This window comes from Streptomyces glomeratus, from assembly GCF_021462825.1.
GTDB classification, from domain to species: domain Bacteria; phylum Actinomycetota; class Actinomycetes; order Streptomycetales; family Streptomycetaceae; genus Streptomyces; species Streptomyces glomeratus.
Genome location: NZ_JAKEEB010000031.1, coordinates 18,019 through 42,734 on the forward strand (window position 1 = coordinate 18,019; position 24,716 = coordinate 42,734).

The 24,716-nt window shown below is 69.6% G+C and carries 20 protein-coding genes; 3 read left to right on the forward strand and 17 right to left on the reverse strand.

The features are described from left to right. Positions 1 to 36: 36 nt before the first annotated feature. Positions 37 to 669, forward strand: a complete 633-nt coding sequence (locus tag LZ604_RS27415) for a HEAT repeat domain-containing protein (protein ID WP_372482209.1) — start codon at positions 37 to 39, stop codon at positions 667 to 669. Positions 670 to 712: 43 nt separating this feature from the next. Here LZ604_RS27415 and recQ read toward each other — a convergent pair whose 3' ends face one another. Beyond that, a complete protein-coding gene (gene recQ, locus LZ604_RS27420) occupies positions 713 to 2,704 on the reverse strand; it encodes a DNA helicase RecQ (protein ID WP_234518274.1) in 1,992 nt (663 codons plus the stop codon). A gap of 199 nt (positions 2,705 to 2,903) precedes the next feature. Between recQ and LZ604_RS27425 the strand changes: the two genes are divergently transcribed. Then, the gene (locus LZ604_RS27425) at positions 2,904 to 3,506 is read left to right on the forward strand and encodes a Uma2 family endonuclease (RefSeq protein WP_234518346.1); all 603 of its coding nucleotides are present in this window, start codon (positions 2,904 to 2,906) and stop codon (positions 3,504 to 3,506) included. Between the two features lie 67 nt (positions 3,507 to 3,573). Here LZ604_RS27425 and nuoN read toward each other — a convergent pair whose 3' ends face one another. Genes nuoN through LZ604_RS27495 form a run of 14 tightly spaced genes read right to left on the reverse strand, consistent with a single transcriptional unit; the run spans position 3,574 to position 19,729 of the window. Further along, positions 3,574 to 5,223 carry an NADH-quinone oxidoreductase subunit NuoN gene (nuoN, locus tag LZ604_RS27430; RefSeq protein WP_234518275.1) on the reverse strand — a complete coding sequence of 550 codons (1,650 nt, stop codon included), beginning with the start codon at positions 5,221 to 5,223 and terminating at the stop codon, positions 3,574 to 3,576. After that, positions 5,220 to 6,791 (reverse strand): NADH-quinone oxidoreductase subunit M, encoded by a 1,572-nt coding sequence (locus LZ604_RS27435; protein WP_234518276.1) that lies wholly within the window; start codon positions 6,789 to 6,791, stop codon positions 5,220 to 5,222. Before LZ604_RS27435 ends, nuoN begins: the two co-directional genes overlap by 4 nt. Before the next feature lie 5 nt (positions 6,792 to 6,796). Next, complete coding sequence (gene nuoL, locus LZ604_RS27440) at positions 6,797 to 8,743, reverse strand: NADH-quinone oxidoreductase subunit L (RefSeq protein ID WP_234518277.1); 1,947 nt, start codon at positions 8,741 to 8,743, stop codon at positions 6,797 to 6,799. Positions 8,744 to 8,758: 15 nt separating this feature from the next. Further along, positions 8,759 to 9,058: an NADH-quinone oxidoreductase subunit NuoK gene (nuoK, locus tag LZ604_RS27445; RefSeq protein ID WP_023547474.1), complete on the reverse strand. Its 300-nt coding sequence runs from the start codon at positions 9,056 to 9,058 to the stop codon at positions 8,759 to 8,761. Continuing rightward, positions 9,055 to 9,897: an NADH-quinone oxidoreductase subunit J gene (locus LZ604_RS27450; protein WP_234518279.1), complete on the reverse strand. Its 843-nt coding sequence runs from the start codon at positions 9,895 to 9,897 to the stop codon at positions 9,055 to 9,057. Before LZ604_RS27450 ends, nuoK begins: the two co-directional genes overlap by 4 nt. Then, positions 9,894 to 10,523, reverse strand: coding sequence for an NADH-quinone oxidoreductase subunit NuoI (gene nuoI, locus LZ604_RS27455; protein ID WP_234518280.1), 630 nt, complete (start codon positions 10,521 to 10,523; stop codon positions 9,894 to 9,896). The genes LZ604_RS27450 and nuoI overlap by 4 nt, the downstream gene beginning before the upstream one ends. Then, a complete protein-coding gene (gene nuoH / locus LZ604_RS27460; protein ID WP_234518281.1) occupies positions 10,516 to 11,883 on the reverse strand; it encodes an NADH-quinone oxidoreductase subunit NuoH in 1,368 nt (455 codons plus the stop codon). Before nuoH ends, nuoI begins: the two co-directional genes overlap by 8 nt. Further along, positions 11,880 to 14,384, reverse strand: coding sequence for an NADH-quinone oxidoreductase subunit G (locus tag LZ604_RS27465; RefSeq protein WP_234518283.1), 2,505 nt, complete (start codon positions 14,382 to 14,384; stop codon positions 11,880 to 11,882). Before LZ604_RS27465 ends, nuoH begins: the two co-directional genes overlap by 4 nt. Then, on the reverse strand, positions 14,381 to 15,730 hold the full coding sequence (nuoF, locus tag LZ604_RS27470; RefSeq protein ID WP_234518284.1) for an NADH-quinone oxidoreductase subunit NuoF: 1,350 nt from the start codon (positions 15,728 to 15,730) through the stop codon (positions 14,381 to 14,383). The genes LZ604_RS27465 and nuoF overlap by 4 nt, the downstream gene beginning before the upstream one ends. Before the next feature lie 2 nt (positions 15,731 to 15,732). Continuing rightward, positions 15,733 to 16,668 (reverse strand): NADH-quinone oxidoreductase subunit NuoE, encoded by a 936-nt coding sequence (gene nuoE / locus LZ604_RS27475; protein WP_234518285.1) that lies wholly within the window; start codon positions 16,666 to 16,668, stop codon positions 15,733 to 15,735. Beyond that, the gene (locus tag LZ604_RS27480) at positions 16,665 to 17,996 is read right to left on the reverse strand and encodes an NADH-quinone oxidoreductase subunit D (RefSeq protein WP_234518286.1); all 1,332 of its coding nucleotides are present in this window, start codon (positions 17,994 to 17,996) and stop codon (positions 16,665 to 16,667) included. The genes nuoE and LZ604_RS27480 overlap by 4 nt, the downstream gene beginning before the upstream one ends. Continuing rightward, on the reverse strand, positions 17,993 to 18,805 hold the full coding sequence (locus LZ604_RS27485; protein WP_234518287.1) for an NADH-quinone oxidoreductase subunit C: 813 nt from the start codon (positions 18,803 to 18,805) through the stop codon (positions 17,993 to 17,995). The genes LZ604_RS27480 and LZ604_RS27485 overlap by 4 nt, the downstream gene beginning before the upstream one ends. Continuing rightward, positions 18,802 to 19,356 carry a NuoB/complex I 20 kDa subunit family protein gene (locus tag LZ604_RS27490; RefSeq protein WP_023547484.1) on the reverse strand — a complete coding sequence of 185 codons (555 nt, stop codon included), beginning with the start codon at positions 19,354 to 19,356 and terminating at the stop codon, positions 18,802 to 18,804. Before LZ604_RS27490 ends, LZ604_RS27485 begins: the two co-directional genes overlap by 4 nt. Positions 19,357 to 19,369: 13 nt before the next feature. Continuing rightward, positions 19,370 to 19,729 carry an NADH-quinone oxidoreductase subunit A gene (locus tag LZ604_RS27495; RefSeq protein WP_003992243.1) on the reverse strand — a complete coding sequence of 120 codons (360 nt, stop codon included), beginning with the start codon at positions 19,727 to 19,729 and terminating at the stop codon, positions 19,370 to 19,372. A gap of 781 nt (positions 19,730 to 20,510) precedes the next feature. Between LZ604_RS27495 and LZ604_RS27500 the strand changes: the two genes are divergently transcribed. Then, positions 20,511 to 21,320, forward strand: coding sequence for a C40 family peptidase (locus LZ604_RS27500; protein WP_234518288.1), 810 nt, complete (start codon positions 20,511 to 20,513; stop codon positions 21,318 to 21,320). 164 nt (positions 21,321 to 21,484) lie between these two features. Here LZ604_RS27500 and LZ604_RS27505 read toward each other — a convergent pair whose 3' ends face one another. Beyond that, positions 21,485 to 23,269 carry a hydroxysqualene dehydroxylase gene (locus tag LZ604_RS27505; protein ID WP_234518289.1) on the reverse strand — a complete coding sequence of 595 codons (1,785 nt, stop codon included), beginning with the start codon at positions 23,267 to 23,269 and terminating at the stop codon, positions 21,485 to 21,487. Positions 23,270 to 23,373: 104 nt separating this feature from the next. Continuing rightward, positions 23,374 to 24,708, reverse strand: coding sequence for a geranylgeranyl reductase family protein (locus LZ604_RS27510; protein ID WP_234518290.1), 1,335 nt, complete (start codon positions 24,706 to 24,708; stop codon positions 23,374 to 23,376). Positions 24,709 to 24,716: the final 8 nt, after the last annotated feature.

The following is a 24,716-nucleotide window of genomic DNA, read 5'->3' on the forward strand; positions in this document are numbered from 1 at the left end:
CGCGAACTGGTCGAGACGCTGCCGCCCGAACCACCCTTGCGCCACGGCCTCGTCGAGGCCCTGTCCGAACCCGAGCCGGTGGTACGGGCCGCCGTCCTCGTCGTACTGCGCGCGCTGCGCCTCGGCGACGCCGAACTGTTCGCCGGCGCCCTCACCGACTCCGACACCACCGTCCGCATCGAGGCCGTCCGCGCCCTCGTGTCGGTCGACGCGGCCGAGGCGCTGGGCCGGGCGGCGGCCGATCCCTCCCGCGAGGTCCGGGTCGCCGTGGCCAAGGCCCTCGGGAACCTGGCGGGGGCCGCCTCGGCCGGCGGAACGCTGGAGGAGCTGATCAAGGACCCCGATGTGCTCGTCCGCGCCGCCGCCTCGGAGGCGCTCGCCTCCGCCGGGTGCGCGAGCGCTTCGGCGGCCCGGGCCGTGCGGGCGCTGGCGGATACCGCCTGGCAGGTGCGGGCCGGTGCCGCCACCGCGCTGTCCGCCGCGGACGCCGAGGTGGCGGTGCCCGCACTGGCCAAGACGCTCGGGGACGCCAACGCCGACGTCCGCAAGGCGGCGGTACTGGCGCTGGCCCGGCACGCACCGGCCGACGAGGAGGCCCGCGCGGCGCTGGCCACCGCGGTCACGGACTCGGACGCCGACGTCCGGGCCTATGCGGGGCGGGCGCTGTAGCCGCCTCCGGCCGGGGAGAGACGGCGGCGCTCCCCGGCCGTACCTATATCCAGTCCTCCGGCTCGGGCTCGTCCTCGGGCTCCGGCCACTCCGGGTCCTGGGCCTCGTCCGGCACCGAACCGCCGTCCACCGAACCGCCGTCCACGGGACCGCCGTCCAGAGCGGCCAGCACTCCGAGCACGCCCTCCCCGTACGTCGCGAGTTTCTTCTCTCCCACTCCGCTGATCGTGGCGAGCTCCGCCACCGTCTTCGGGCGAACCGCAGCGATCTCGCGGAGCGTCGCGTCGTGGAAGATCACGTATGCCGGGACGCCCTGTTCCTTCGCCTGGGCCGCGCGCCAGGAGCGCAGGGCCTCGAAGACGGGCAGAAGCTCCGGCGGTAGCTCGGCCGCTGCCTTCGGTGCACGCTCGCCCTTCGGGGCCGCGGACCGCGCGACCACGGGCTTGGGGGGCTCCTTGCGCAGGGGCACCTCGCGCTCCCGCCGCAGCACCGTCCCACTGGCCTCGGTCAGCACCAGCGTCCCGTACTCACCCTCGACCGCGAGCAGGCCCTGTGCCAGCAACTGGCGGATGACACCCCGCCATTCGCCCTCGGTCAGCTCCTCGCCGATACCGAACACCGACAGCTGGTCGTGGTCGAACTGGATGACCTTGGCCGTGCGCCGCCCCAGCAGAATGTCGACGATCTGCACCGCCCCGAACTTCTGCCGGCGTTCCCGGTCCAGTCTCCACACCGTGGACAGCACCTTCTGGGCCGCGATGGTGCCGTCCCAGGTCTCCGGCGGCACCAGACACGTGTCGCAGTTGCCGCAGCCGCCCGTCTCGAAGTCCTGTCCGAAGTAGGCGAGCAGCCGGCCACGGCGGCACTGCGCGGTCTCGCACAGCGCCAGCATGGCATCCAGGTGCGCCTGGGCCCGGCGGCGGAACGACTCGTCGCCCTCTCCGGACTGGATCAGCTTGCGCTGTTGTATGACGTCGTTCAGCCCGTACGCCATCCAGGCCGTGGACGGCAGTCCGTCGCGGCCCGCCCGGCCCGTCTCCTGGTAGTAGCCCTCGACCGACTTCGGCAGGTCCAGATGCGCGACGAACCGTACGTCCGGCTTGTCGATGCCCATCCCGAACGCGATGGTCGCGACGACGACCAGCCCGTCCTCGCGCAGGAAGCGGGACTGGTGCGCCGCTCGCGTGCCCGCGTCCAGGCCCGCGTGGTACGGCACCGCGTCGATGCCGTTGCGGGTCAGGAACTCCGCCGTCTTCTCCACCGAATTGCGTGAAAGGCAGTAGACGATGCCTGCCTCGCCCGGGTACTCCTCGCGCAGGAACGACAGCAGCTGCTTCTTGGGGTCGGCCTTCGGGACGATCCGGTACTGGATGTTGGGCCGGTCGAAGCTCGCCACGAAGTGACGGGCCCCCGGCATGTTCAGCCGCTGGGTGATCTCCTGGTGCGTGGCGTGCGTCGCCGTCGCGGTGAGGGCGATCCGGGGCACATCCGGCCAGCGCTCACCGAGCACGGACAGGGACAGGTAGTCGGGACGGAAGTCGTGGCCCCACTGGGACACGCAGTGCGCCTCGTCGATCGCGAACAGCGAGATCTTGCCGCGGGAGAGCAGGTCGAGGGTGGACTCCAGACGGAGCCGCTCCGGGGCCAGATAGAGCAGGTCGAGCTCACCGGCCAGGAACTCCGCCTCCATCACACGCCGCTCGTCGAAGTCCTGCGTGGAGTTGACGAACCCGGCGCGCACGCCGAGCGCCCGCAGCGCGTCCACCTGGTCCTGCATCAGCGCGATCAGCGGCGAGACCACCACGCCGGTGCCGGGTCTGACCAGGGCCGGGATCTGGTAGCACAGCGACTTGCCGCCGCCGGTCGGCATGAGGACGACCGCGTCGCCGCCGGCCACCACATGCTCGATGATCTCTTCCTGCTCGTCGCGGAAGGTCTCGTACCCGAAGACCCGGTGCAGCGTGGCTCGCGCCTCGCTCCCGCCGTTCGGCGCCGGCATCACGCCCGCCTCGGTCATCACAGCCGTCCCGTCCATCGCCCGTCCCCCGTGTGTCGTCCCTCGACCACGACGTCCACGATAGGGGGCCGCGCCGACAGGCCCGGAGTTATCCACAGGCCGCGGCGTGCACCCCAGGTCAAGGACACGGCAGTCGCTCACACGTACGTGGGAGACCTGCCCGTTTCCCGCCGATAGTCTGAATGCACCGGCGAGACTCCGTCCCATGGGAGCACTGATGAGCGTCGTACCGAGGGCGTCCGCATCCGACTGGCCGATCCCGCCGGAGGGCGGCTGGACCGCCGACGACCTGGACCGGCTTCCGAATCTGCCTCCGCATACGGAACTGATCGACGGGAGCCTGGTCTTCGTGGGTCCGCAGACCGTCTTTCACGCACGCGCGGTCGACTTCTTCAACTGGCAGCTCCAGTCCGTGGCGCCCGCTGACCTTGAGGTCGTTCGCGAGTTCACCATCGACATCGACCGTCAGAACAGGCCAGAGCCGGACGTGGTCGTCGTGCGTGAGGACGTGGTGGACGACCTGCAGCAGACCCGGTTCCCGGCGGCTGCCGTCGTCCTGGCCATCCAGGTCGTCTCGGAGGACTCCGTCTCCCGCGACCGCGAGACCAAGCCCGTGAAGTACGCCCGGGCCAAGATCCCCCACTACTGGCGGGTCGAGAACGAGAAGGGCCGTGCCGCGGTGCACGCCTTCGAGCTGGAGCACACGACCGGCGCGTACACCAGCGTGGGTATCTTCCGGGAGCGTATGAAGGTGGACGTCCCGTTCCCCGTGGACCTTGACCTCACCCAGATCAAGGCGCGCCGCGCGCCGAACCCGTAGGACCGCGCGCAGAACGGCCCGGCACCCCCCGAGCGGGCACCGGGCCGTCGTATGCGGCGAGGGCTCGTCAGCGCACGAAGACCCCCGCCTGACTCGCCAGATCCAGGAAGTACTGGGGCGCCACACCCAGCACCACCGTGACCGCCACGCCCACCGCGATCGCCGTCATCGTCAGCGGCGAGGGCACCGCGACCGTCGGGCCCTCGGGGCGCGGTTCGCTGAAGAACATCAGGACGATCACGCGGATGTAGAAGAACGCGGCGATCGCGGACGAGATCACACCGATCACGACCAGCGGGATCGCCCCGCCCTCCGCCGCCGCCTTGAACACCGCGAACTTCCCGGCGAACCCGGAAGTCAGCGGGATACCCGCGAAGGCCAGCAGGAACACCGCGAACACGGCCGCAACCAGCGGCGACCTGCGTCCGAGCCCCGCCCACTTGGACAGGTGCGTCGCCTCGCCGCCCGCGTCGCGGACCAGCGTCACGACGGCGAAGGCGCCGATCGTCACGAAGGAGTACGCGGCCAGGTAGAACAGGACGGACGACACGCCGTCCTTCGATGTCGCGATGACACCCGCGAGGATGAAGCCCGCGTGCGCGATCGACGAGTAGGCGAGCAGACGCTTGATGTCGGTCTGTGTGATCGCGACGATCGCGCCGCCCAGCATGGTGACGATCGCGACCGCCCACATCACCGGCCGCCAGTCCCAGCGCATGCCCGGCAGGACGACGTACAGCAGCCGCAGCAGCGCACCGAACGCCGCCACCTTGGTCGCCGCCGCCATGAAGCCGGTCACCGGGGTCGGCGCACCCTGGTACACGTCCGGCGTCCACATGTGGAACGGCACCGCGGCCACCTTGAACAGCAGGCCCATCCCGATCAGTGCGGTCCCGACCAGCAGCAGCGCGTCGTTGCCCATGGTGTTCGCGAGCGCCGGGTCGACGTTCGTGACCGTGCCGTCGACGACCTGGGCGATCGTGGCGTACGACACCGAGCCGGAGTACCCGTACAGCAGCGCGATGCCGAACAGGGTGAACGCGGAGGCGAACGCGCCGAGCAGGAAGTACTTGACCGCGGCCTCCTGCGACATGAGCCGCTTACGGCGGGCCAGGGCGCACAGCAGGTACAGCGGCAGGGAGAAGACCTCCAGGGCCACGAAGAGAGTCAGCAGGTCGTTGGCCGAGGGGAAGACGAGCATGCCGCCGACCGCGAACAGCAGCAGCGGGAACGCCTCGGTGGTGGTGAAGCCGGCCTTCACGGCGGCCTTCTCGCTGTCGCTGCCCGGTACCGACGCGGCCTGCGCGGCGAACGAGTCGACCCGGTTGCCGTGCGCGGCCGGGTCCAGGCGCCGCTCGGCGAAGGTGAACACGCCGAGCAGGCCGGCCAGCAGGATCGTGCCTTGCAGGAACAGGGACGGACCGTCGACCGCGATCGCTCCCATCGCCGCGATGTGCGCCTTGGTGGTGCCGTAGCCGTCGGCCGCGAGCGCCACGACCGCGGCGAAAGCGGCGGCGAGCGCGACGACCGAGACGAACACCTGCGCGTAGTAGCGGGAGGCGCGCGGGACGAACGCCTCGATCAGCACTCCGACGAGCGCCGCGCCGATGACGATCAAGGTCGGCGACAACTGCCCGTATTCGATCTTCGGCGCCTGGATCTTCGAGATCGGGTCGGCCGCGGTTGTCCACAGGCTGTGGACGGCTGCTGCGCTCATTTGGCCGCCTCCACCTCGGGCTTGGGATCGGTCTGGTGTACGTCGGACATGGTGTGCCGGACCGCCGGGTTGACGATGTCGGCGACGGGCTTCGGATAGACGCCCAGGAAGATCAGCAGGGCGATCAGCGGGGCGATCACGAGCAGCTCGCGCACGCGCAGGTCCGGCATGGCGGCGACCTCCGTCTTCACCGGGCCCGTCATCGTCCTCTGGTAGAGGACCAGGGTGTACAGCGCGGCGAGGACGATGCCGAAGGTGGCGATGATGCCGATCGCCGGATGGCGCGTGAACGTGCCGACCAGGACCAGGAACTCACTGACGAAGGGCGCGAGTCCCGGCAGGGACAGCGTGGCCAGGCCGCCGATCAGGAAGGTGCCGGCGAGCACCGGCGCCACCTTCTGGACGCCTCCGTAGTCGGCGATCAGACGCGAGCCGCGGCGCGAGATCAGGAAGCCCGCCACCAGCATCAGGGCGGCGGTGGAGATCCCGTGGTTCACCATGTACAGCGTCGCGCCGGACTGGCCCTGGGTCGTCATCGCGAAGATTCCCAGGATGATGAAGCCGAAGTGCGAGATCGAGGCGTATGCCACCAGCCGCTTGATGTCCCGCTGGCCGACCGCGAGCAGTGCCCCGTAGATGATGCTGATGAGCGCCAGGACGAGGATGACGGGCGTCGCCCACTTGCTCGCCTCCGGGAACAGCTGGAGGCAGAAGCGCAGCATCGCGAACGTGCCCACCTTGTCGACGACCGCCGTGATCAGGACGGCCACCGGGGCGGTGGCCTCGCCCATGGCGTTGGGCAGCCAGGTGTGCAGCGGCCACAGCGGCGCCTTCACCGCGAAGGCGAAGAAGAAGCCGAGGAAGAGCCAGCGTTCCGTGCCGGTCGCCATGTGCAGCGAGCCGTTCGCCCGTGCCTGCACGATCTCCGGGAGCGAGAAGTTCCCCGCCTGCACATAGAGGCCGATCACCGCGGCCAGCATGATCAGGCCGCCGACCAGGTTGTAGAGGAGGAACTTCACGGCGGCGTACGAGCGTTGCGTGGACGCCGCCTGCTCGCCGTGCTCGTGGGCGTGGTCCCCGAAGCCGCCGATGAGGAAGTACATCGGGATGAGCATGGCTTCGAAGAAGATGTAGAAGAGGAAGACGTCGGTGGCCTCGAAGGAGAGGATCACCATCGCCTCGACGGCGAGGATCAGGGCGAAGAAGCCCTGTGTCGGGCGCCAGCGGCGGCTTCCGGTCTCCATCGGATCGGCGTCGTGCCAGCCCGCGAGGATCACGAACGGGATCAGCAGTGCGGTCAGCGCGATCAGCGCCACCGCGATGCCGTCCACCCCCAGCTCGTACCGCACCCCGAAGTCCTTGATCCAGGCATGCGATTCGGTGAACTGGTAGCGCGCGCCGCCCGGTGCGAAGCGGAAGGCGACCACCGCGGCAAGCGCGAGCGTGGCGAGTGAGACGACCAGCGCCAGCCACTTGGCTGCGGTGCGCTGCGCGGCCGGGACCGCGGCCGTGGCGATCGCCCCCACGGCCGGGAGCACCGCCGTCGCTGTCAGAAGAGGAAAGGACATCGCTATCAGACCGCCCTCATCAGCAGGGTCAGGGCGACGAGCACCGCCGCACCGCCGAACATCGAGACGGCGTACGACCGTGCGTAGCCGTTCTGCAGTCGGCGCAGCCGGCCGGACAGACCGCCGACCGAGGCGGCCGTGCCGTTGACGACGCCGTCGACCAAGGTGTGGTCCACGTACACCAGGGACCGGGTGAGGTGCTCTCCGCCGCGCACCAGGACGACATGGTTGAAGTCGTCCTGCAGAAGGTCGCGCCGGGCGGCCCGGGTGAGCAGCGACCCGCGCGGGGCGACGGCCGGCACCGGACGGCGGCCGTACTGGGCGTAGGCGATGCCGGCACCCACGACGAGCAGCACCAGGGTGGAGGCGGTGACCGTCAGTGCGCTGACCGGCGAGTGGCCCTCCGAGTGCCCGGTGACGGGCTCCAGCCAGCGCAGGAAGCGGTCGCCGACCGAGAAGAGACCTCCCGCGAACACCGACCCGAAGGCCAGCACGATCATCGGGATCGTCATGACCCCCGGCGACTCGTGCGGATGCGGTTCCGCGTGCTCGCCCCGGGTCTCGGCCGCGGGCTCCACGCTGGGCTCGGCCGGGGACGGGGTCGGGGCGTTGCGCCACCGCTCCTCGCCGAAGAACGTCATCAGCATCACGCGGGTCATGTAGTACGCCGTGATGGCCGCGCCCAGCAGGGCCGCGCCGCCGAGGATCCAGCCCTCGGTGCCGCCCTTGGCGAACGCCGCCTCGATGATCTTGTCCTTGGAGAAGAAGCCGGACAGGCCCGGGAAGCCGATGATGGCGAGGTAGCCGAGGCCGAAGGTGACGAACGTGACCGGCATGTACTTCCTCAGCCCGCCGTATCTGCGCATGTCGACCTCGTCGTTCATGCCGTGCATGACCGAGCCGGCGCCGAGGAACAGCCCGGCCTTGAAGAAGCCGTGCGTCACCAGGTGCATGATCGCGAAGACATAGCCGATGGGGCCGAGGCCGGCAGCCAGCACCATGTAGCCGATCTGCGACATGGTCGAACCGGCCAGCGCCTTCTTGATGTCGTCCTTGGCGCAACCGACGATCGCACCGAACAGGAGCGTGACCGCGCCGACCACGGTGACGGCCAGCTGTGCGTCGGGCGCGGCGTTGAAGATCGCGCCGGAGCGGACGATCAGGTACACGCCGGCGGTCACCATGGTCGCGGCGTGGATGAGGGCCGAGACCGGGGTCGGGCCCTCCATCGCGTCGCCGAGCCAGGACTGCAGCGGTACCTGCGCGGACTTGCCGCAGGCGGCGAGCAGCAGCATCAGACCGATGGCGGTGAGCTTGCCCTGGCCCGTCCTGTCCACGTCCGCGAAGACCGGCCCGAAGGCGAAGGTCCCGAACGTCGTGAACATCAGCATGATCGCGATCGACAGGCCCATGTCGCCGACGCGGTTGACGAGGAATGCCTTCTTCGCCGCCGTCGCCGCGCTGGGCTTGTGCTGCCAGAAGCCGATCAGCAGATAGGAGGCCAGACCGACGCCCTCCCAGCCGACGTACAGCAGAAGGTAGTTGTCGGCGAGGACGAGCAGCAGCATCGCCGCGAGGAACAGGTTCAGATAGCCGAAGAAGCGGCGCCGGCGCTCGTCGTGTTCCATGTACCCGACCGAGTACAGGTGGATGAGCGAGCCGACACCGGTGATCAGCAGGACGAACGTCATCGACAGCTGGTCGAGCCGGAAGGTGACGTCGGCCTGGAAGCCGCCCACCGGGATCCAGCTGAACAGGTGCTGCGTCAGGGTCCGGTGGTCGGCGGCCTTCCCCAGCATGCCGGTGAAGAGGACGACGCCGAGGACGAAGGAGGCGGCGGCCAGCACGGTGCCGATCCAGTGACCGACCGCATCCAGCCTTCTGCCGCCGCACAGCAGGACGGCCGCTCCGAGCAGGGGCGCCGCGATCAGCAGCGCAATCAGGTTCTCCACGATTCTTCCGACCCCTTACAGCTTCATCAGGCTGGCGTCGTCGACCGAGGCCGAATGGCGGGTACGGAACAGCGACACGATGATCGCGAGCCCGACCACGACCTCCGCTGCGGCGACGACCATCGTGAAGAAGGCGATGATCTGGCCGTCGAGATTGCCGTGCATCCGGGAGAAGGTGACGAACGCGAGGTTGCAGGCGTTCAGCATCAGCTCGATGCACATGAACACCACGATCGCGTTCCGCCGGATCAGCACACCGGTGGCGCCGATCGTGAACAACAGCGCGGCGAGGTACAGGTAGTTGACCGGGTTCACTTCGACGCCTCCTCGCTCCTCTTGAGCGCCGGCCGCTCGTCCTCGCCCCGCTCCAGGCGCTCGGCTGCGCGCTGCTCCAGTGCCTTCAGATCGCTGATGGCCTCGTCGGACACGTCACGGATCTGACCGCGGTCCCGGAGCGTCTTGCTCACGGTCAGCTCGGACGCGGTGCCGTCCGGGAGGAGGCCCGCGATGTCCACCGCGTTGTGCCGGGCGTAGACGCCGGGGGCCGGCAGCGGCGGGACGTGCTTGCCCTCCCGCACGCGCTGCTCGGACAGCTCCCGCTGGGTCCTGGCCCGCTCGGTGCGCTCGCGGTGGGTGAGCACCATGGCGCCGACCGCGGCCGTGATGAGCAGGGCGCCGGTGATTTCGAAGGCGAAGACGTACTTGGTGAAGATGAGGGCCGCGAGACCCTCCACATTGCCGTTCGCGTTCGCCTTGCCCAGGCCGTCGAAGTCCTTCAGGGACGCGTTGGCGATGCCCGCGAGCAGCAGGACGCCGAAGCCGACCCCGCACAGAAGGGCCAGCCAGCGCTGGCCCTTGATGGTCTCTTTCAGGGAGTCCGCCGCGGTGACTCCGACCAGCATCACCACGAACAGGAACAGCATCATGATCGCGCCGGTGTAGACGACGATCTGGACGATGCCGAGGAAGTAGGCGCCGTTGGCGAGGTAGAACACCGCCAGGACGATCATGGTGCCGGCCAGGCAGAGCGCGCTGTGCACGGCCTTCTTCATGAAGACGGTGCACAGGGCGCCGATCACCGCGACCGTGCCGAGGACCCAGAACTGGAAGGCCTCTCCGGTGGAGGTCGTGTAAGCGGCGAGTTGCGGGCTCATGCGTCCGCCCCCTGTTCTTCCGCCGCGCCCGAAGGGCCTGCCGATTGATCCCGTTCTCCCGTGGAGACGGCGACCTGACGCACCGTGCCGGGCGCCGCCTCCGTCACCAGGCCCCGGTAGTAGTCCTGCTCGTCCGTCCCCGGGTAGATGGCGTGCGGCGTGTCGACCATGCCGTCGTCGAGGCCGGCGAGCAGCTGCTCCTTGGTGTAGATCAGGTTGGCGCGGCTGGAGTCGGCCAGCTCGAACTCGTTCGTCATCGTGAGCGCGCGCGTGGGGCACGCCTCGATGCACAGGCCGCACAGGATGCAGCGGGCGTAGTTGATCTGGTAAACCCGCCCGTAGCGCTCGCCCGGGGAGTAGCGCTCCTCGTCGGTGTTGTCCGCGCCCTCCACGTAGATCGCGTCGGCGGGGCAGGCCCAGGCGCACAGCTCGCAGCCGACGCACTTCTCCAGGCCGTCCGGATGGCGGTTGAGCTGGTGCCGTCCGTGGAACCGCGGGGCCGTGGTCTTCTTCTGCTCCGGGTACTGCTCGGTCAGCCGCTTCTTGAACATGGCCTTGAAGGTCACGCCGAAGCCGGCCACGGGGTTCTGGAAACCGGGCTTGGTCTCCTTGGGATCCTCAGCCATCGGACGCCTCCTTTCCATCCGAAGATCCGTCACTGACAGTGTCCGGCCCACCACTGACAATCAGCTCCCGCTCCCGGCGCGAGCGGCGCCTCGGCACGGGCGGCAGCGTCTGCCCCGGCAGCGGCGGAACGGGGAAGCCGCCCGCCATCGGGTCGAACACGGCGGGCTCCGCCGCCGCGGGCCGCTCGGCCTCCTTGTCCTTCGCGCGGAACAGGTCGACGAGGAACGACAGCAGCAGCAGCGCGAGGACGCCACCGGCGACATACAGGGCGATGTCGGAGAATCCGTAGTTCTCGTTACGCAGCGCCCGCACTGTCGCGACGAGCATCAGCCAGACCACGGAGACCGGGATGAGGACCTTCCAGCCGAGCTTCATCAGCTGGTCGTAGCGGACGCGCGGGAGCGTGCCGCGCAGCCAGATGAAGAAGAACAGCAGCAGCTGCACCTTGACGACGAACCAGAGCAGCGGCCACCAGCCGTGGTTCGCCCCGGCCCAGAAGCCGCTGATCGGCCAGGGCGCCCGCCAGCCGCCGAGGAAGAGCGTGGTCGACACTGCGGAGACCGTCACCATGTTCACGTACTCGGCGAGCATGAACATCGCGAACTTGATCGACGAGTACTCGGTGTTGAAGCCGCCCACCAGGTCGCCCTCGGACTCGGGCATGTCGAAGGGGGCGCGGTTGGTCTCGCCGACCATCGTGACGATGTAGATGATGAACGAGACCGGCAGCAGCAGGATGTACCAGCGGTCGTGCTGCTGCTCGACGATCCTCGACGTCGACATCGACCCGGAGTAGAGGAAGACGGAGGCGAAGGCGGCGCCCATGGCGATCTCGTACGAGATCATCTGTGCGCAGGAACGCAGGCCGCCGAGCAGCGGATAGGTGGACCCGGAGCTCCAGCCGGCGAGGACGATGCCGTAGATGCCGACCGAGGCGACCGCGAGGATGTACAGCATCGCGATCGGCAGGTCGGTGAGCTGCATCGCGGTGCGGTGGCCGAAGATCGAGATCTCGTTGCCGGCGGGCCCGAAGGGGATCACCGCGATCGCCATGAAGGCCGGGATGGCCGCGACGATCGGCGCGAGAAGGTAGACCACCTTGTCGGCGCGCTTGACGATGAGGTCTTCCTTCAGCATCAGCTTCACACCGTCGGCGAGCGACTGGAGCATGCCCCAGGGGCCGTGCCGGTTCGGGCCGATGCGCAGCTGCATCCAGGCGACGACCTTGCGCTCCCAGACGATGGAGAACAGCACGGTCACCATCAGGAAGGCGAAGCAGAAGACCGCCTTGATCGCGATCAGCCACCAGGGGTCGCGGCCGAACATGGAAAGGTCTTCAGCGGCGAGGTACGGGCTCACGCCTCCACCTCCTTGGGGTCCCCGGCGGCGGGTGTCGCCGGGCCGATGCGGACGAGGTTGCCGGGCAGCGCACCGGTGTCGGAGGCGACGCCCCCGCCGGTGGAGTTCAGCGGGAGCCAGACCACCCGGTCCGGCATCTCGGTGATCTGCAGCGGGAGTTCCACGGATCCCGAGGGGCCGCTGACGGCCAGGAGGTCGCCGTCCTTGACCCCGGCCTCGGCGGCGGTGGCGGCGGACAACCGCGCGCGTGCCGCGTGGCGGGTACCGGCGAGCGCCTCGTCGCCCTCCTGGAGACGTCCCTGGTCGAGCAGCAGCCGGTGACCGGCGAGCACCGCCTCCCCGGTGGCAGGGCGGGGCAGTTGGCCCCCGATCTCCAGGGGGTTGGCGGCCCGCAGTCCCTCCCAGGGGCCGAGCCGGTCCAGCTCCGTCCGCACGGTCCGCAGATCGGGCAGCCCCAGGTGGACGTCCATGGCGTCGGCGAGCATGTGGAGCACGCGCGCGTCGCTCGGCGCCGGGGGCCGGGTCATCTGGTCGGGCTTGAGCGCCGCCTCGAAGAAGCGGGCCCGGCCCTCCCAGTTGAGGAAGGTGCCGGCCTTCTCTGCGACCGCCGCGACCGGCAGGACCACGTCGGCGTGTTCGGTGACCTCACCGGGACGCAGTTCCAGCGAGACCAGGAAGCCCACCGAGGAGAGCGCTTCACGCGCGCGTGCCGGATCGGGCAGGTCGGCGACCTCGACACCGGCGATCACCAGGGCCCGCAGTTCGCCGGAGACCGCGGCCTCGACGATCTGGCCCGTGTCCCGGCCGTAACGCTGCGGGAGATCGGCGACGCCCCAGGCGGCGGCGACCTCGTCCCGCGCGCGCGGGTCGGTGGCCGGGCGCCCGCCGGGCAGCAGCGTGGGCAGCGCGCCCGCCTCGACCGCGCCGCGCTCCCCGGCCCGGCGTGGGATCCACACCAGCCGCGCACCGGTGGCGGCCGCGGTCCGTACGGCGGCGGTGAGTCCGCCCGCCACGTCGGCGAGGCGCTCACCGACGACGATCACCGCGCCCTCGGCGCGCAGGGCCTCGGCGGCCCGTACGCCGTCCTCCTCCAGGCCGACCCGGCCGGCCAGAGCGTCCAGCCACTCGGTCTCGGTGCCGGGTGCGGCCGGCAGCAGGGTGCCTCCGGCCTTCGTCAGGCCCCGGGTGGCGTGCGTGGCGAGGGCGAACACCTGCTGGCCGTGCCCCCGCCAGGCCTTGCGCAGCCGCAGGAAGACGCCGGGCGCCTCCTCCTCTGCCTCGAACCCGACGAGCAGGACGGCGGGCGCCTTCTCCAGGGCGGTGTAGGTGACGCCGGTGCCGTCGAGGTCACGGCCGCGCCCCGCGACCCTGGCGGCCAGGAAGTCGGCCTCCTCGCCGCTGTGCACACGCGCGCGGAAGTCGATGTCGTTGGTGTCGAGCGCCACGCGCGCGAACTTGCTGTACGCGTAGGCGTCCTCGACGGTCAGCCGCCCACCGGTCAGCACACCGGCCCGGCCCCGCGCGGCGAGCAGCCCCTCGGCGGCGGCCTGCAGCGCCTGGGGCCAGGAGGCGGGCTCCAGTTCCCCGGACTCGCCCCGCACCAGCGGGGTGTCGAGCCGGTCCCTCATCTGCGCGTACCGGAACGCGAACCGTCCCTTGTCGCAGATCCACTCCTCGTTGACCTCGGGGTCGTCGGCCGCGAGCCGCCGCATGACCTTGCCGCGCCGGTGGTCCGTGCGCGTCGCGCAGCCGCCGGAGCAGTGCTCGCACACCGACGGCGACGAGACCAGGTCGAAGGGGCGGGAGCGGAAGCGGTACGCCGCCGACGTGAGGGCGCCGACCGGGCAGATCTGGATGGTGTTCCCGGAGAAGTACGACTCGAAGGGGTCGCCCTCGCCGGTGCCGACCTGCTGGAGCGCGCCCCGCTCGAGCAGCTCGATCATCGGGTCGCCCGCGATCTGGTTGGAGAACCGGGTGCAGCGGGCGCACAGCACGCACCGCTCCCGGTCGAGCAGTACCTGGGTGGAGATCGGCACGGGCTTCTCGTACGTCCGCTTCCTGCCCTCGAAGCGGGACTCGGCGTGGCCGTGCGACATGGCCTGGTTCTGCAGCGGGCACTCGCCGCCCTTGTCGCAGACGGGGCAGTCCAGCGGGTGGTTGATGAGCAGGAGCTCCATCACACCCTTCTGGGCCTTCTCGGCGACGGGCGAGGTGAGATGAGTCTTCACGACCATCCCGTCCGTACAGGTGATCGTGCAGGACGCCATGGGCTTGCGCTGGCCCTCGACCTCGACGATGCACTGGCGGCAGGCGCCGGCCGGGTCCAGCAGGGGGTGGTCGCAGAAGCGGGGGATCTCGATGCCGAGCTGTTCGGCGGCGCGGATGACCAGGGTGCCCTTGGGCACGCTGATCTCGATGCCGTCGATCGTCAGCGTGACGAGGTCCTCCGGCGGGACCGCCGCCTGGCCCCCTCCCGAGGGAGCGCTGGTGGTCACAGTCATGCGGTCACCTCCGCGGGCTTGTCCGCCCAGGCCGTGGACTTGGCCGGGTCGAAGGGGCAGCCCCGGCCCGTGATGTGCTCCTCGTACTCCTCGCGGAAGTACTTGAGGGAGGAGAAGATCGGCGAGGCGGCGCCGTCGCCGAGGGCGCAGAAGGACTTGCCGTTGATGTTGTCGGCGATGTCGGCGAGCTTGTCGAGGTCGGCCATCGTGCCCTTGCCCGCCTCAATGTCCCGCAGCAACTGCACCAGCCAGTACGTTCCTTCACGGCAGGGTGTGCACTTGCCGCAGGACTCGTGGGCGTAGAACTCGGTCCAGCGGGTGACGGCCCGCACCACGCAGGTCGTCTCGTCGAAGCACTGAAGAGCCTTGGTGCCGAGCATGGAGCCGGCGGCGCCCACGGCCTCGTAGTCGAGCGGGACGTCGAGGTGCTCGTCGGTGAACATCGGCGTCGAGGAGCCGCCGGGCGTCCAGAACTTCAGGCGGTGGCCGGGCCGCATGCCGCCGCTCATGTCGAGGAGCTGGCGGAGCGTGATGCCGAGCGGGGCCTCGTACTGGCCGGGGCTGGCGACATGGCCGCTGAGCGAGTAGAGCGTGAAGCCGGGGGACTTCTCGCTCCCCATCGACCGGAACCATTCCTTGCCCCGCTGCAGGATCGCGGGAACCGAGGCGATGGACTCGACGTTGTTCACAACAGTCGGGCACGCGTACAGGCCCGCGACCGCAGGGAAGGGGGGACGGAGCCGCGGTTGGCCACGGCGGCCTTCGAGCGAGTCGAGCAGTGCGGTCTCCTCACCGCAGATGTACGCGCCCGCGCCCGCGTGCACGGTGAGTTCGAGGTCGAGTCCGCTGCCGAGGACGTTCTCGCCGAGGTAGCCCGCCTCGTACGCCTCGCGTACGGCCGAGTGCAACCGCCGCAGTACGGGGATCACTTCACCCCGCAGATAGATGAAGGCATGCGACGACCTGATGGCGTAGCACGCGATGACGATGCCCTCGATGAGGCTGTGCGGGTTCGCGAAGAGGAGCGGAATGTCCTTGCAGGTTCCGGGCTCCGACTCGTCGGCGTTGACAACAAGATAGTGAGGCTTGCCATCACCCTGGGGAATGAACTGCCACTTCATTCCCGTCGGGAATCCCGCGCCGCCCCTGCCGCGCAGCCCGGATTCCTTGACATACGCGATCACGTCGTCGGGCGACATGGCGAGCGCCTTGCGGAGCCCCTCGTACCCCTCGTGCCTCCGGTAGACGTCCAGCGTCCAGGACTTCTCCTCGTCCCAGAAGGCCGACAGCACGGGTGCCAGGAGCTTCTCGGGGCTGGTCTCGTTGATCTGGGGTGCCAAAGTCATCACTACCCCTCCTCGTCGACGGGCCCAGCGGAATCGGTGGTGTGGGACGAATCCCCTCCGTCACGGGCGCTGGTGGGTGACGGGTGGGCGGGGTCGGAGGCCGATGTGTCCTGCGGCGCGTCGTGCGAGCTGAGGTGCTCGGCCGGTGACGGCTCGTGCACCGCCGTGTCCCCCGGCGCCCCGTCCCGGTGCTCGTCGTGCGGCCCGCCGTCGCGCGGGTGCACGACGCGCGCGGCGGCCGTCTCTCCCTTGGCCAGCCGCAGCCCCACCAGGGAGGCCGGGCCCGCGCTGCCGGTCGCCTCCACGGCCCCCTCCCGTTCGTCGGGGAAGCCGGCCAGCATCCGGGCGGTCTCCTTGAAGGTGCACAAGGGGGCACCGCGGGTCGGGTCGACCTGCCGTCCCGCCCGAAGGTCGTCGACCAGGCGCTTGGCGCTCTCGGGCGTCTGGTTGTCGAAGAACTCCCAGTTGACCATCAGGACCGGCGCGAAGTCGCAGGCCGCGTTGCACTCGATGTGCTCCAGGGTGACCTTGCCGTCCTCGGTGGTCTCGCCGTTGCCGACGCCCAGGTGCTCCTGGAGGGCGGCGAAGATCGCGTCGCCGCCCATCACGGCGCACAGCGTGTTGGTGCAGACACCCACCTGGTAGTCACCGGAGGGTCCCCGCCGGTACATCGTGTAGAAGGTGGCCACCGCGGAGACCTCGGCCGTGGTCAGGCCCAGGATGTCTGCGCAGAACCGCATCCCGGTACGGGTGACGTGGCCCTCCTCCGACTGCACGAGGTGCAGCAGCGGCAGGAGGGCGGACCGGGAGTCCGGGTAGCGGCCGACGATGTCGTGCGCGTCCCGCTCCAGGCGCGCTCGGACGTCGTCCGGGTAGGCGGGCGCGGGCAGCTCGGGCATGCCCAGGCTGACGCCCCGCTCCGAAGAACTGGTGGTCACCGGTCGACGCCTCCCATCACGGGGTCGATGGACGCTACGGCGACGATCACGTCGGCGACCTGGCCGCCCTCGCACATCGCCGCCATGGCTTGCAGATTGGTGAAGGACGGGTCGCGGAAGTGGACCCGGTAGGGGCGCGTGCCGCCGTCGGACACGGCGTGCACGCCGAGTTCGCCCTTGGGCGACTCGACCGCGGCGTACGCCTGTCCCGGCGGGACGCGGAAGCCCTCGGTCACCAGCTTGAAGTGGTGGATCAGGGCCTCCATGGAGGTGCCCATGATCTTCTTGATGTGATCGAGGGAGTTGCCGAGCCCGTCCGGTCCCAGGGCGAGCTGGGCGGGCCAGGCGATCTTCCTGTCGGCGACCATGACCGGGCCGGGCGCCAGCCGGTCCAGGCACTGCTCGATGATCCTGAGCGACTGGCGCATCTCCTCCAGGCGGATGAGGAAGCGGCCGTAGGCGTCGCAGGTGTCGGCGGTCGGGACGTCGAAGTCGTAGGTCTCGTAGCCGCAGTAGGGCTGTGCCTTGCGCAGGTCGTGCGGCAGGCCCGCGGAGCGCAGGATCGGGCCGGTGGCGCCCAGGGCCATGCAGCCGGCCAGGTCCAGGTAGCCGATGTCCTGCATCCGGGCCTTGAAGATGGGGTTCCCGGTGGCGAGCTTGTCGTACTCCGGGAGGTTCTTCTTCATCTTCTTCACGAACTCGCGGATCTGGTCCACCGCGCCCGGCGGCAGGTCCTGGGCGAGTCCGCCGGGGCGGATGTAGGCGTGGTTCATCCGCAGGCCGGTGATCAGCTCGTAGATGTCGAGGATCAGTTCCCGGTCGCGGAAGCCGTAGATCATGATGGTGGTGGCGCCGAGCTCCATGCCGCCGGTGGCGATGCACACCAGGTGGGACGACATCCTGTTCAGCTCCATCAGGAGCACGCGGATGAGCGTGGCGCGGTCGGGGATCTGGTCCTCGATGCCGAGAAGCCTCTCGACCGCGAGGCAGTACGCCGTCTCGTTGAAGAACGGCGTCAGATAGTCCATGCGCGTCACGAACGTGGTGCCCTGTGTCCACGTGCGGTACTCGAGGTTCTTCTCGATGCCGGTGTGGAGGTAGCCGATGCCGCAGCGGGCCTCGGTGACGGTCTCTCCCTCGATCTCCAGGATGAGCCTGAGCACGCCGTGCGTGGACGGGTGCTGCGGGCCCATGTTGACGATGAGGCGCTCGTCGTCGGCGCGGGCCGCGGACTGGACGACCTCGTCCCAGTCGCCGCCGGTGACCGTGTAGACGGTGCCCTCGGTCGTCTCGCGCGAGGAGGCGGAGGACGGAGTCTGCGTGCTCATGAGTACGACCTCCGCTGGTCCGGAGCCGGGATCTGGGCGCCCTTGTACTCGACGGGGATGCCGCCGAGGGGGTAGTCCTTGCGCTGCGGGAACCCCTGCCAGTCGTCGGGCATCATGATCCGCGTCAGCGCCGGGTGGCCGTCGAAGACCAGGCCGAAGAAGTCGTACGTCTCGCGCTCGTGCCAGTCGTTGGTGGGATAGACGGAGACGAGCGACGGGATGTGCGGGTCGGCGTCGGGGGCGCTGACCTCCAGGCGGATCAGCCGGTTGTGGGTGATCGAGCGCAGGTGGTAGACGGCGTGCAGTTCGCGGCCCTTGTCGCCGAGGTAGTGCACTCCGCTCACGCCGGTGCACAGTTCGAAGCGGAGCGCCGGGTCGTCGCGAAGGGTCTGGGCGACGGCGACGAGGTACTCGCGCTCGATGTGGAAGGTCAGCTCGCCGCGGTCGACGACCGTCTTCTCGATGGCGTTCTCGGGGACGAGTCCCTGTTCCTCCAGGGCGCCCTCCAGTTCGTCGGCGACCTCGTCGAACCAGCCGCCGTAGGGGCGGGTGGCCGCGCCCGGGAGCCGGATGGAGCGGACCAGTCCGCCGTATCCGGAGGTGTCGCCGCCGTTGTTGGCGCCGAACATGCCGCGCTGGACGCGGATCTCCTCCCCGTGGTCGCCGCGCATGCCCGGCAGGTTGGCGGCGCCGAGGTCCTTCTCCGGGTTGACGCCGTTGCCGTTCGCCGCGGCCCCGTTCACGCCGTTGCCCTGCCCGTCCGGTCCGTTGCCCGGCGTGCTCGTGCCGTCGCTCTTCGCATCGCTCATCGCAGCAGCCCCTTCATCTCGATCGTCGGGAGGGCCTTGAGCGCCGCTTCCTCCGCCTCGCGGGCCGCCTCCTCGGCGTTGACGCCGAGCTTCGAGGTCTGGATCTTGTGGTGCAGCTTGAGGATCGCGTCCATCAGCATCTCCGGCCGCGGCGGGCAGCCGGGCAGATAGATGTCGACGGGGACGATGTGGTCGACGCCCTGGACGATCGCGTAGTTGTTGAACATGCCGCCCGAGGAGGCACAGACCCCCATGGAGATCACCCACTTGGGGTTCGGCATCTGGTCGTACACCTGCCGCAGGACCGGCGCCATCTTCTGGCTGACCCGGCCGGCGACGATCATCAGGTCCGCCTGCCGGGGCGAGCCGCGGAAGACCTCCATGCCGAAGCGCGCCAGGTCGTAACGGCCGGCGCCGGTGGTCATCATCTCGATGGCACAGCAGGCGAGGCCGAATGTGGCGGGGAAGACCGACGCCTTGCGCACCCAGCCCGCGGCCTGCTCGACGGTGGTCAGAAGGAAACCGCTCGGCAGCTTTTCTTCGAGTCCCATGACTAAAGGCCCCTCAGTCCCATTCCAGGCCGCCGCGCCGCCATACGTACGCGTAGGCGACGAAGACGGTGAGCACGAAGAGCAGCATCTCCACGAGCCCGAAAATCCCGAGGGCGTCGAAGGTGACGGCCCACGGATAGAGGAAGACGATCTCGATGTCGAAGACGATGAAGAGCATCGCCGTCAGGTAGTACTTGATCGGGAAGCGCCCGCCGCCGGCCGGCGTGGGGGTCGGTTCGATGCCGCACTCGTAGGCCTCGAGCTTGGCGCGGTTGTACCGCTTCGGACCGATCAGCGTGGCCATGACCACGGAGAAGATCGCAAAGCCTGCCCCGAGGGCTCCCAGTACGAGGATGGGCGCATACGCGTTCACCGCTCCTCGCTCCTCTCAGTCGGCACTGACTGCTGGCGCGCTGGGCTCACATCGCCCCACGAGCCCCACGAGCCTCGCCGGCCCCGGCGAAGATCGCGGACATGTGAAGCAGGTCACAAGCCCAACTGCCCCGCATCTTATGCCCGGGGGTATGTGATCTGCGACACGGGGGTCCCCACGTACTTTGTGATCTCCACCACCCGGCGAAGGATCATGAAGTCGGATGAGCGGTGATCTTCGTACGCGAAGCAGTCGAGCGATCACCAAGAGGTGACATTTTCGCTCGTCTTCGCTGGTCGCAGGCGGCTCGCACTATCAAAGATCAGCTTCTCAAGGCAAATTCGCGCCGGACCGGATCTCTTGATAGGGGCACTCGTTCACACCTGAGAGGGAAGGGCGGGTCGCCTGTGGACGCGTGCACACGTTCACAAGCGGAGGCGGATGTGGTCATACGTGAAGGTGTGCGCGTTCACGAGCGCCGAGCGGCGCCATCCGCGCACGAGACGCCGCCCCTGCGGTGACCGTTCCGTGACCTGCGCCACACCTGCGCGGGGTCGCAAAAGGCGGGCTTGGCCATGCGCCGTAACCGGTGATAGGCGCAGAGCAATCCGGACGTAACGACGAAAACACGTGATCACAGGCTTGATCACCAGTGTCCGCAATGCCCGTTACGGCGTCAATAAAGAGCGGCACACCCGGGGTTTGGAGCACCGATTGAACAACTGTGGCGCACCACACGTTTCTTGAAGGTATGGAGGAGCCCCTGATACCCGTTGTACTCATGTCCCACACCGCTCACATACGCAGCCACCGGAAGCCCCGCAACCGCAGCGCGTCGACGATCGCGATGCGGGCCGGAGTTGCGGGTGGCGTCCTCAGCACGCTGGCCGTAGCCGGTGCGTCGGCCTCGGCGAACGCCGCCGAGCCTGTGACGCAGACCCTCGAACTGCCCACCCTGACGGCCGACATGGCCACGCAGGTCGCGCAGTCCGCGGAGGCTACCCAGCAGGCCGCCGCCGACTACCAGTTGCAGGCCGAACGCGACGCGGCCGCCGCAAACGCCGCGAAGCAGGCCAAGGCGGACCTCGCGCAGGCCAAGAAGAAGGCGGCGGAGGCCGAGCGGAAGGCCGAGGCCGCGCGCAAGACGGCGGCCGCCGCCTCGCGCAGCGCCGAGCGGACCGTCCTGTCCGCCCCGTCCTCGTCCGGCAGCACCTCGACGAGCACGTCCACGGCCACCGGTTCCGCCGCCGCGGTCATCGCCTTCGTCAAGGCGCAGCTCGGCGACGCATACGTCTCCGGGGGCACCGGTCCGAACTCGTGGGACTGCTCGGGCCTCGTGCAGACCGCGTTCAAGCAGATCGGCGTCAGCCTGCCGCGCGTCTCGCAGGACCAGTCGACGGCCGGCACCCAGGTCTCGCTGAGCAATCTGCAGCCGGGCGACATCCTCTACTGGGGCAGCGCGGGCAGCGCGTACCACGTGGCGGTGTACGTCGGCGACGGCATGTTCGTCGGCGCCCAGAACCCCTCCAGCGGTGTCGTGGAGAAGCCTCTGTCGTACGACCCGCCGACCGGCGCGGTCCGGGTGCTCTGAACACATCCGTCGGCAGTCACGCCGAAGAAGGGCCGCAGCCGCTCGGGGGCAGCGGCCCTTCCGGCGCATTCCGTCACATTCCGGCGCACCCCGGCGAACGCCTCCCCGGGCTCACCCGAAGGGCGTAACCGCCGGCCCATGCCGCCCCTTCACCCACCCGCGCGTCACCCGAGGTCGAAGGTGTTCGGCAGGCCGAGGCGATAGCGCACCTCGTCGACGCGTTTGAGGGGCTCCAGCTCCGGCGGGCGGTACAGCTCCCAGATCCGGCAGCGCTCGGCGCCCGAACCGTCCGCGTCCAGTAGTGCGTTGACGGCCCGGCGCGCGGACTCGTTGGCGCCCTCCATGGTCGCCAGGTCGACATCGGTGCGGATGTAATCACCCGCGAGGAAGAAGTTCCGAACGGCGGTCCTCGCCGACGGACGGTTGTAGAGCGTGCCCGTGGGGTGGATCAGGAGCGGCTCGCGGTTCTGCGGATCCGGCCCGCCCAGCCCGGTCACGGCCGGGTCCATGAACCAGCCCAGCCGGTCGGCGTCCGTCAGCGTCGTCTTGCCGGAGTCGTTCAGGGCGTCCTTCAGCTGCGCCCAGCACTCCTCCACGATCTCCTCCCGGGTGCACTCACGGGCTTTCCTGCCGTACAGGATCCCGGGCTTGTCCCACTCCGAGACGATCGCGGAGACGCAGTCGTGGGCACGTCCGTCGCCGTAATCCTCTGAAAAGTTCCGTACATCCCAGAACTGCGCCTGCCCGATCCCCGTCACCGACCACGGTGAGTCGAGGCAGTTGATGTGCCCGTGCACGACGGGCGTGGGCGTGCGCAGATAGAACTGCACACCGGTCATCCAGTCCGTCTCCAGCGCGTCGCACCGGGCGAGCTGCGGGTCCGCGGCACGCAGCGCGGCGCCCCAGGTGCGGCGGGCGTGCTCGACGGGCATGGCCTGGACGTAGTGGTCGGCGGTGACGGTGCGTTCGGCGCCTCCCTCTCGGTCGAGGACCCGTACGCCGGTGACCCGCCCTCCCGTGTACAGCACCTCGCGTACCTCGGTGCCGAGCACGAACTCCACGCCGAGGGAGCGCAGGTGGGCGGCCCAGGGATCGATCCACGCCTCACTCGTCGGCGCGTTGAGCACCCGGTCGATGTCCGCGTCGCCGTCCATGCCGCGGCCGAGCAGGCCCCACAGCAGCAGCGCCTCGATGATGACGCGGCCGACGGTGCGGGTGGAGGCGACCTCCGCGCGGGTGGCGACGAGGTTGCGGGTCTGTCCGATGCCGAGGAGCGTGCGGTACTCCTCGCTCATCTCCTCGGCGCGGACGAACTCCCACCAGGAGGTCTTCTCCCACTGGTCCTCCCGGCGGGCGTCGCAGCTGGTGAGGTGGACGAGGAGGCGGTCGGCGAAGTACGCGGCCTCGTGCGCCGGCAGCCGGGTGCCGAGGTCCAGAACGGACAGGATCTGGTCGCGGATCCAGGACAAGGTGATGTCGCCGGGAGCCGGCGGGGTGGTGAGCCGGCGCAGCGGGAAGTGCAGGTCCGGGCGGCCCGCCTCGCGTGCGAAGAGGGCCTCGGTGCCGCTGCGGAGGTTGTCGTGGACGCCGTTCGCGTTGCCGGGGAAGGGGATGCGGCGCATGGTGTCCGGCAGGTTCCGGTAGAAGCCCGGGAAGAAGCGGAAGCCGTGTTCGCCGGGCAGCGGCTTGCGACCGCCCGTTCCGGTTCCCGGGACGTCCATCGAGCGGGCCTTACCGCCGAGCACGTCGTAGTACTCGTAGACGGTGACGGCGTACCCGCGTTCGGCGAGCTCCTGGGCGGCGCTGAGCCCGGAGACACCGCCGCCGAGGACGGCGACGCGCCTGCCGACGGCGGCAGCGGCTCTGGCCGGCCATAACGAGAGGGCCCCGGCTGTTCCGGCTCCTGCGAGAAAGCGTCTGCGGGTGGTTCCGAGAGGCTCGGTTGTCATGGGCACGGAAGAGTACGGAAGGGCACGGCGCGACGGAAGGTCACGGACGGGTCACCCACAGCACTCTCACGCCACCGCCCACCGGCGCGGCACGCCGGCTCCGGCTACGCCTTCGGGGCCACCTTCGACAGGCCGTTGATGATCCGGTCCATCGCGTCGCCGCCCGTCGGGTCCGTCAGGTTGGCCAGCAGCTTCAGCGTGAACTTCATCAGCATCGGGTGTGTCAGTCCGCGCTGCGCCGCGATCTTCATCACCTTCGGGTTGCCGATCAGCTTCACGAAGGCGCGGCCCAGCGTGTAGTAGCCGCCGTAGGTGTCCTTGAGGATCTTCGGGTAGTTGTGCAGGGCCAGTTCGCGCTGGGCGGGGGTGGCACGGGCCAGGGCCTGGGCGATGACGTCCGCGGCGATCTGGCCCGACTCCATGGCGTACGCGATGCCTTCACCGTTGAAGGGGTTCACCAGTCCGCCCGCGTCACCGACGAGCAGCAGGCCCTTGGTGTAGTGCGGCTGGCGGTTGAAGGCCATGGGGAGAGCGGCGCCGCGGATCGGGCCGGTCATGTTCTCGGGGGTGTAGCCCCAGTCCTCGGGCATCGAGGCGCACCACGCCTTGAGCACCTCGCGCCAGTCCAGCTCCTTGAAGGAGTCCGAGGTGTTGAGGACGCCCAGGCCGACATTGCTCGTGCCGTCGCCCATGCCGAAGATCCAGCCGTAGCCCGGCAGCAGCCGCTCCTGGCCGCCGCGCCGGTCCCACAGCTCCAGCCAGGACTCCAGGTAGTCGTCCTCGTGGCGCGGGGAGGTGAAGTACGTACGGACCGCGACGCCCATCGGACGGTCCTCGCGCCGGTGCAGGCCCATCGCCAGGGAGAGCCGGGTGGAGTTGCCGTCCGCCGCGACGACGAGCGGCGCGTGGAAGGTGACCTCGCGCTTCTCCTCGCCCAGCTTGGCGGTGACGCCGGTGATGCGGCCGGTGCGGTCGTCGACGACCGGGCCGCTGACATTGCAGCGTTCGTACAGGCGCGCGCCCGCCTTCTGCGCCTGCCGGGCCAGCTGCTCGTCGAAGTCGTCGCGTTTGCGGACAAGTCCGTAGTTCGGGTAGGAGGCGAGTTCCGGCCAGTCCAGCTGGAGGCGCACGCCGCCTCCGACGATCCTCAGGCCCTTGTTGTGCAGCCAGCCGGCCTCCTCGGAGATGTCGATGCCCATCGCCACGAGCTGCTTGACGGCGCGCGGGGTGAGACCGTCGCCGCAGACCTTCTCCCTGGGGAATTCGGTCTTCTCCAGCAGGAGGACGTCGAGCCCGGCCCTGGCCAGGTGGTACGCGGTCGTGGAGCCGGCTGGCCCCGCGCCCACGACGATCACATCGGCGGTGTTGTCGGAGAGGGGCTCGGTCACGGCGGGATCTCCCCCAGGTTCGAAATCTACGTGCCGACGGGCACTGGACATGGGCAGTC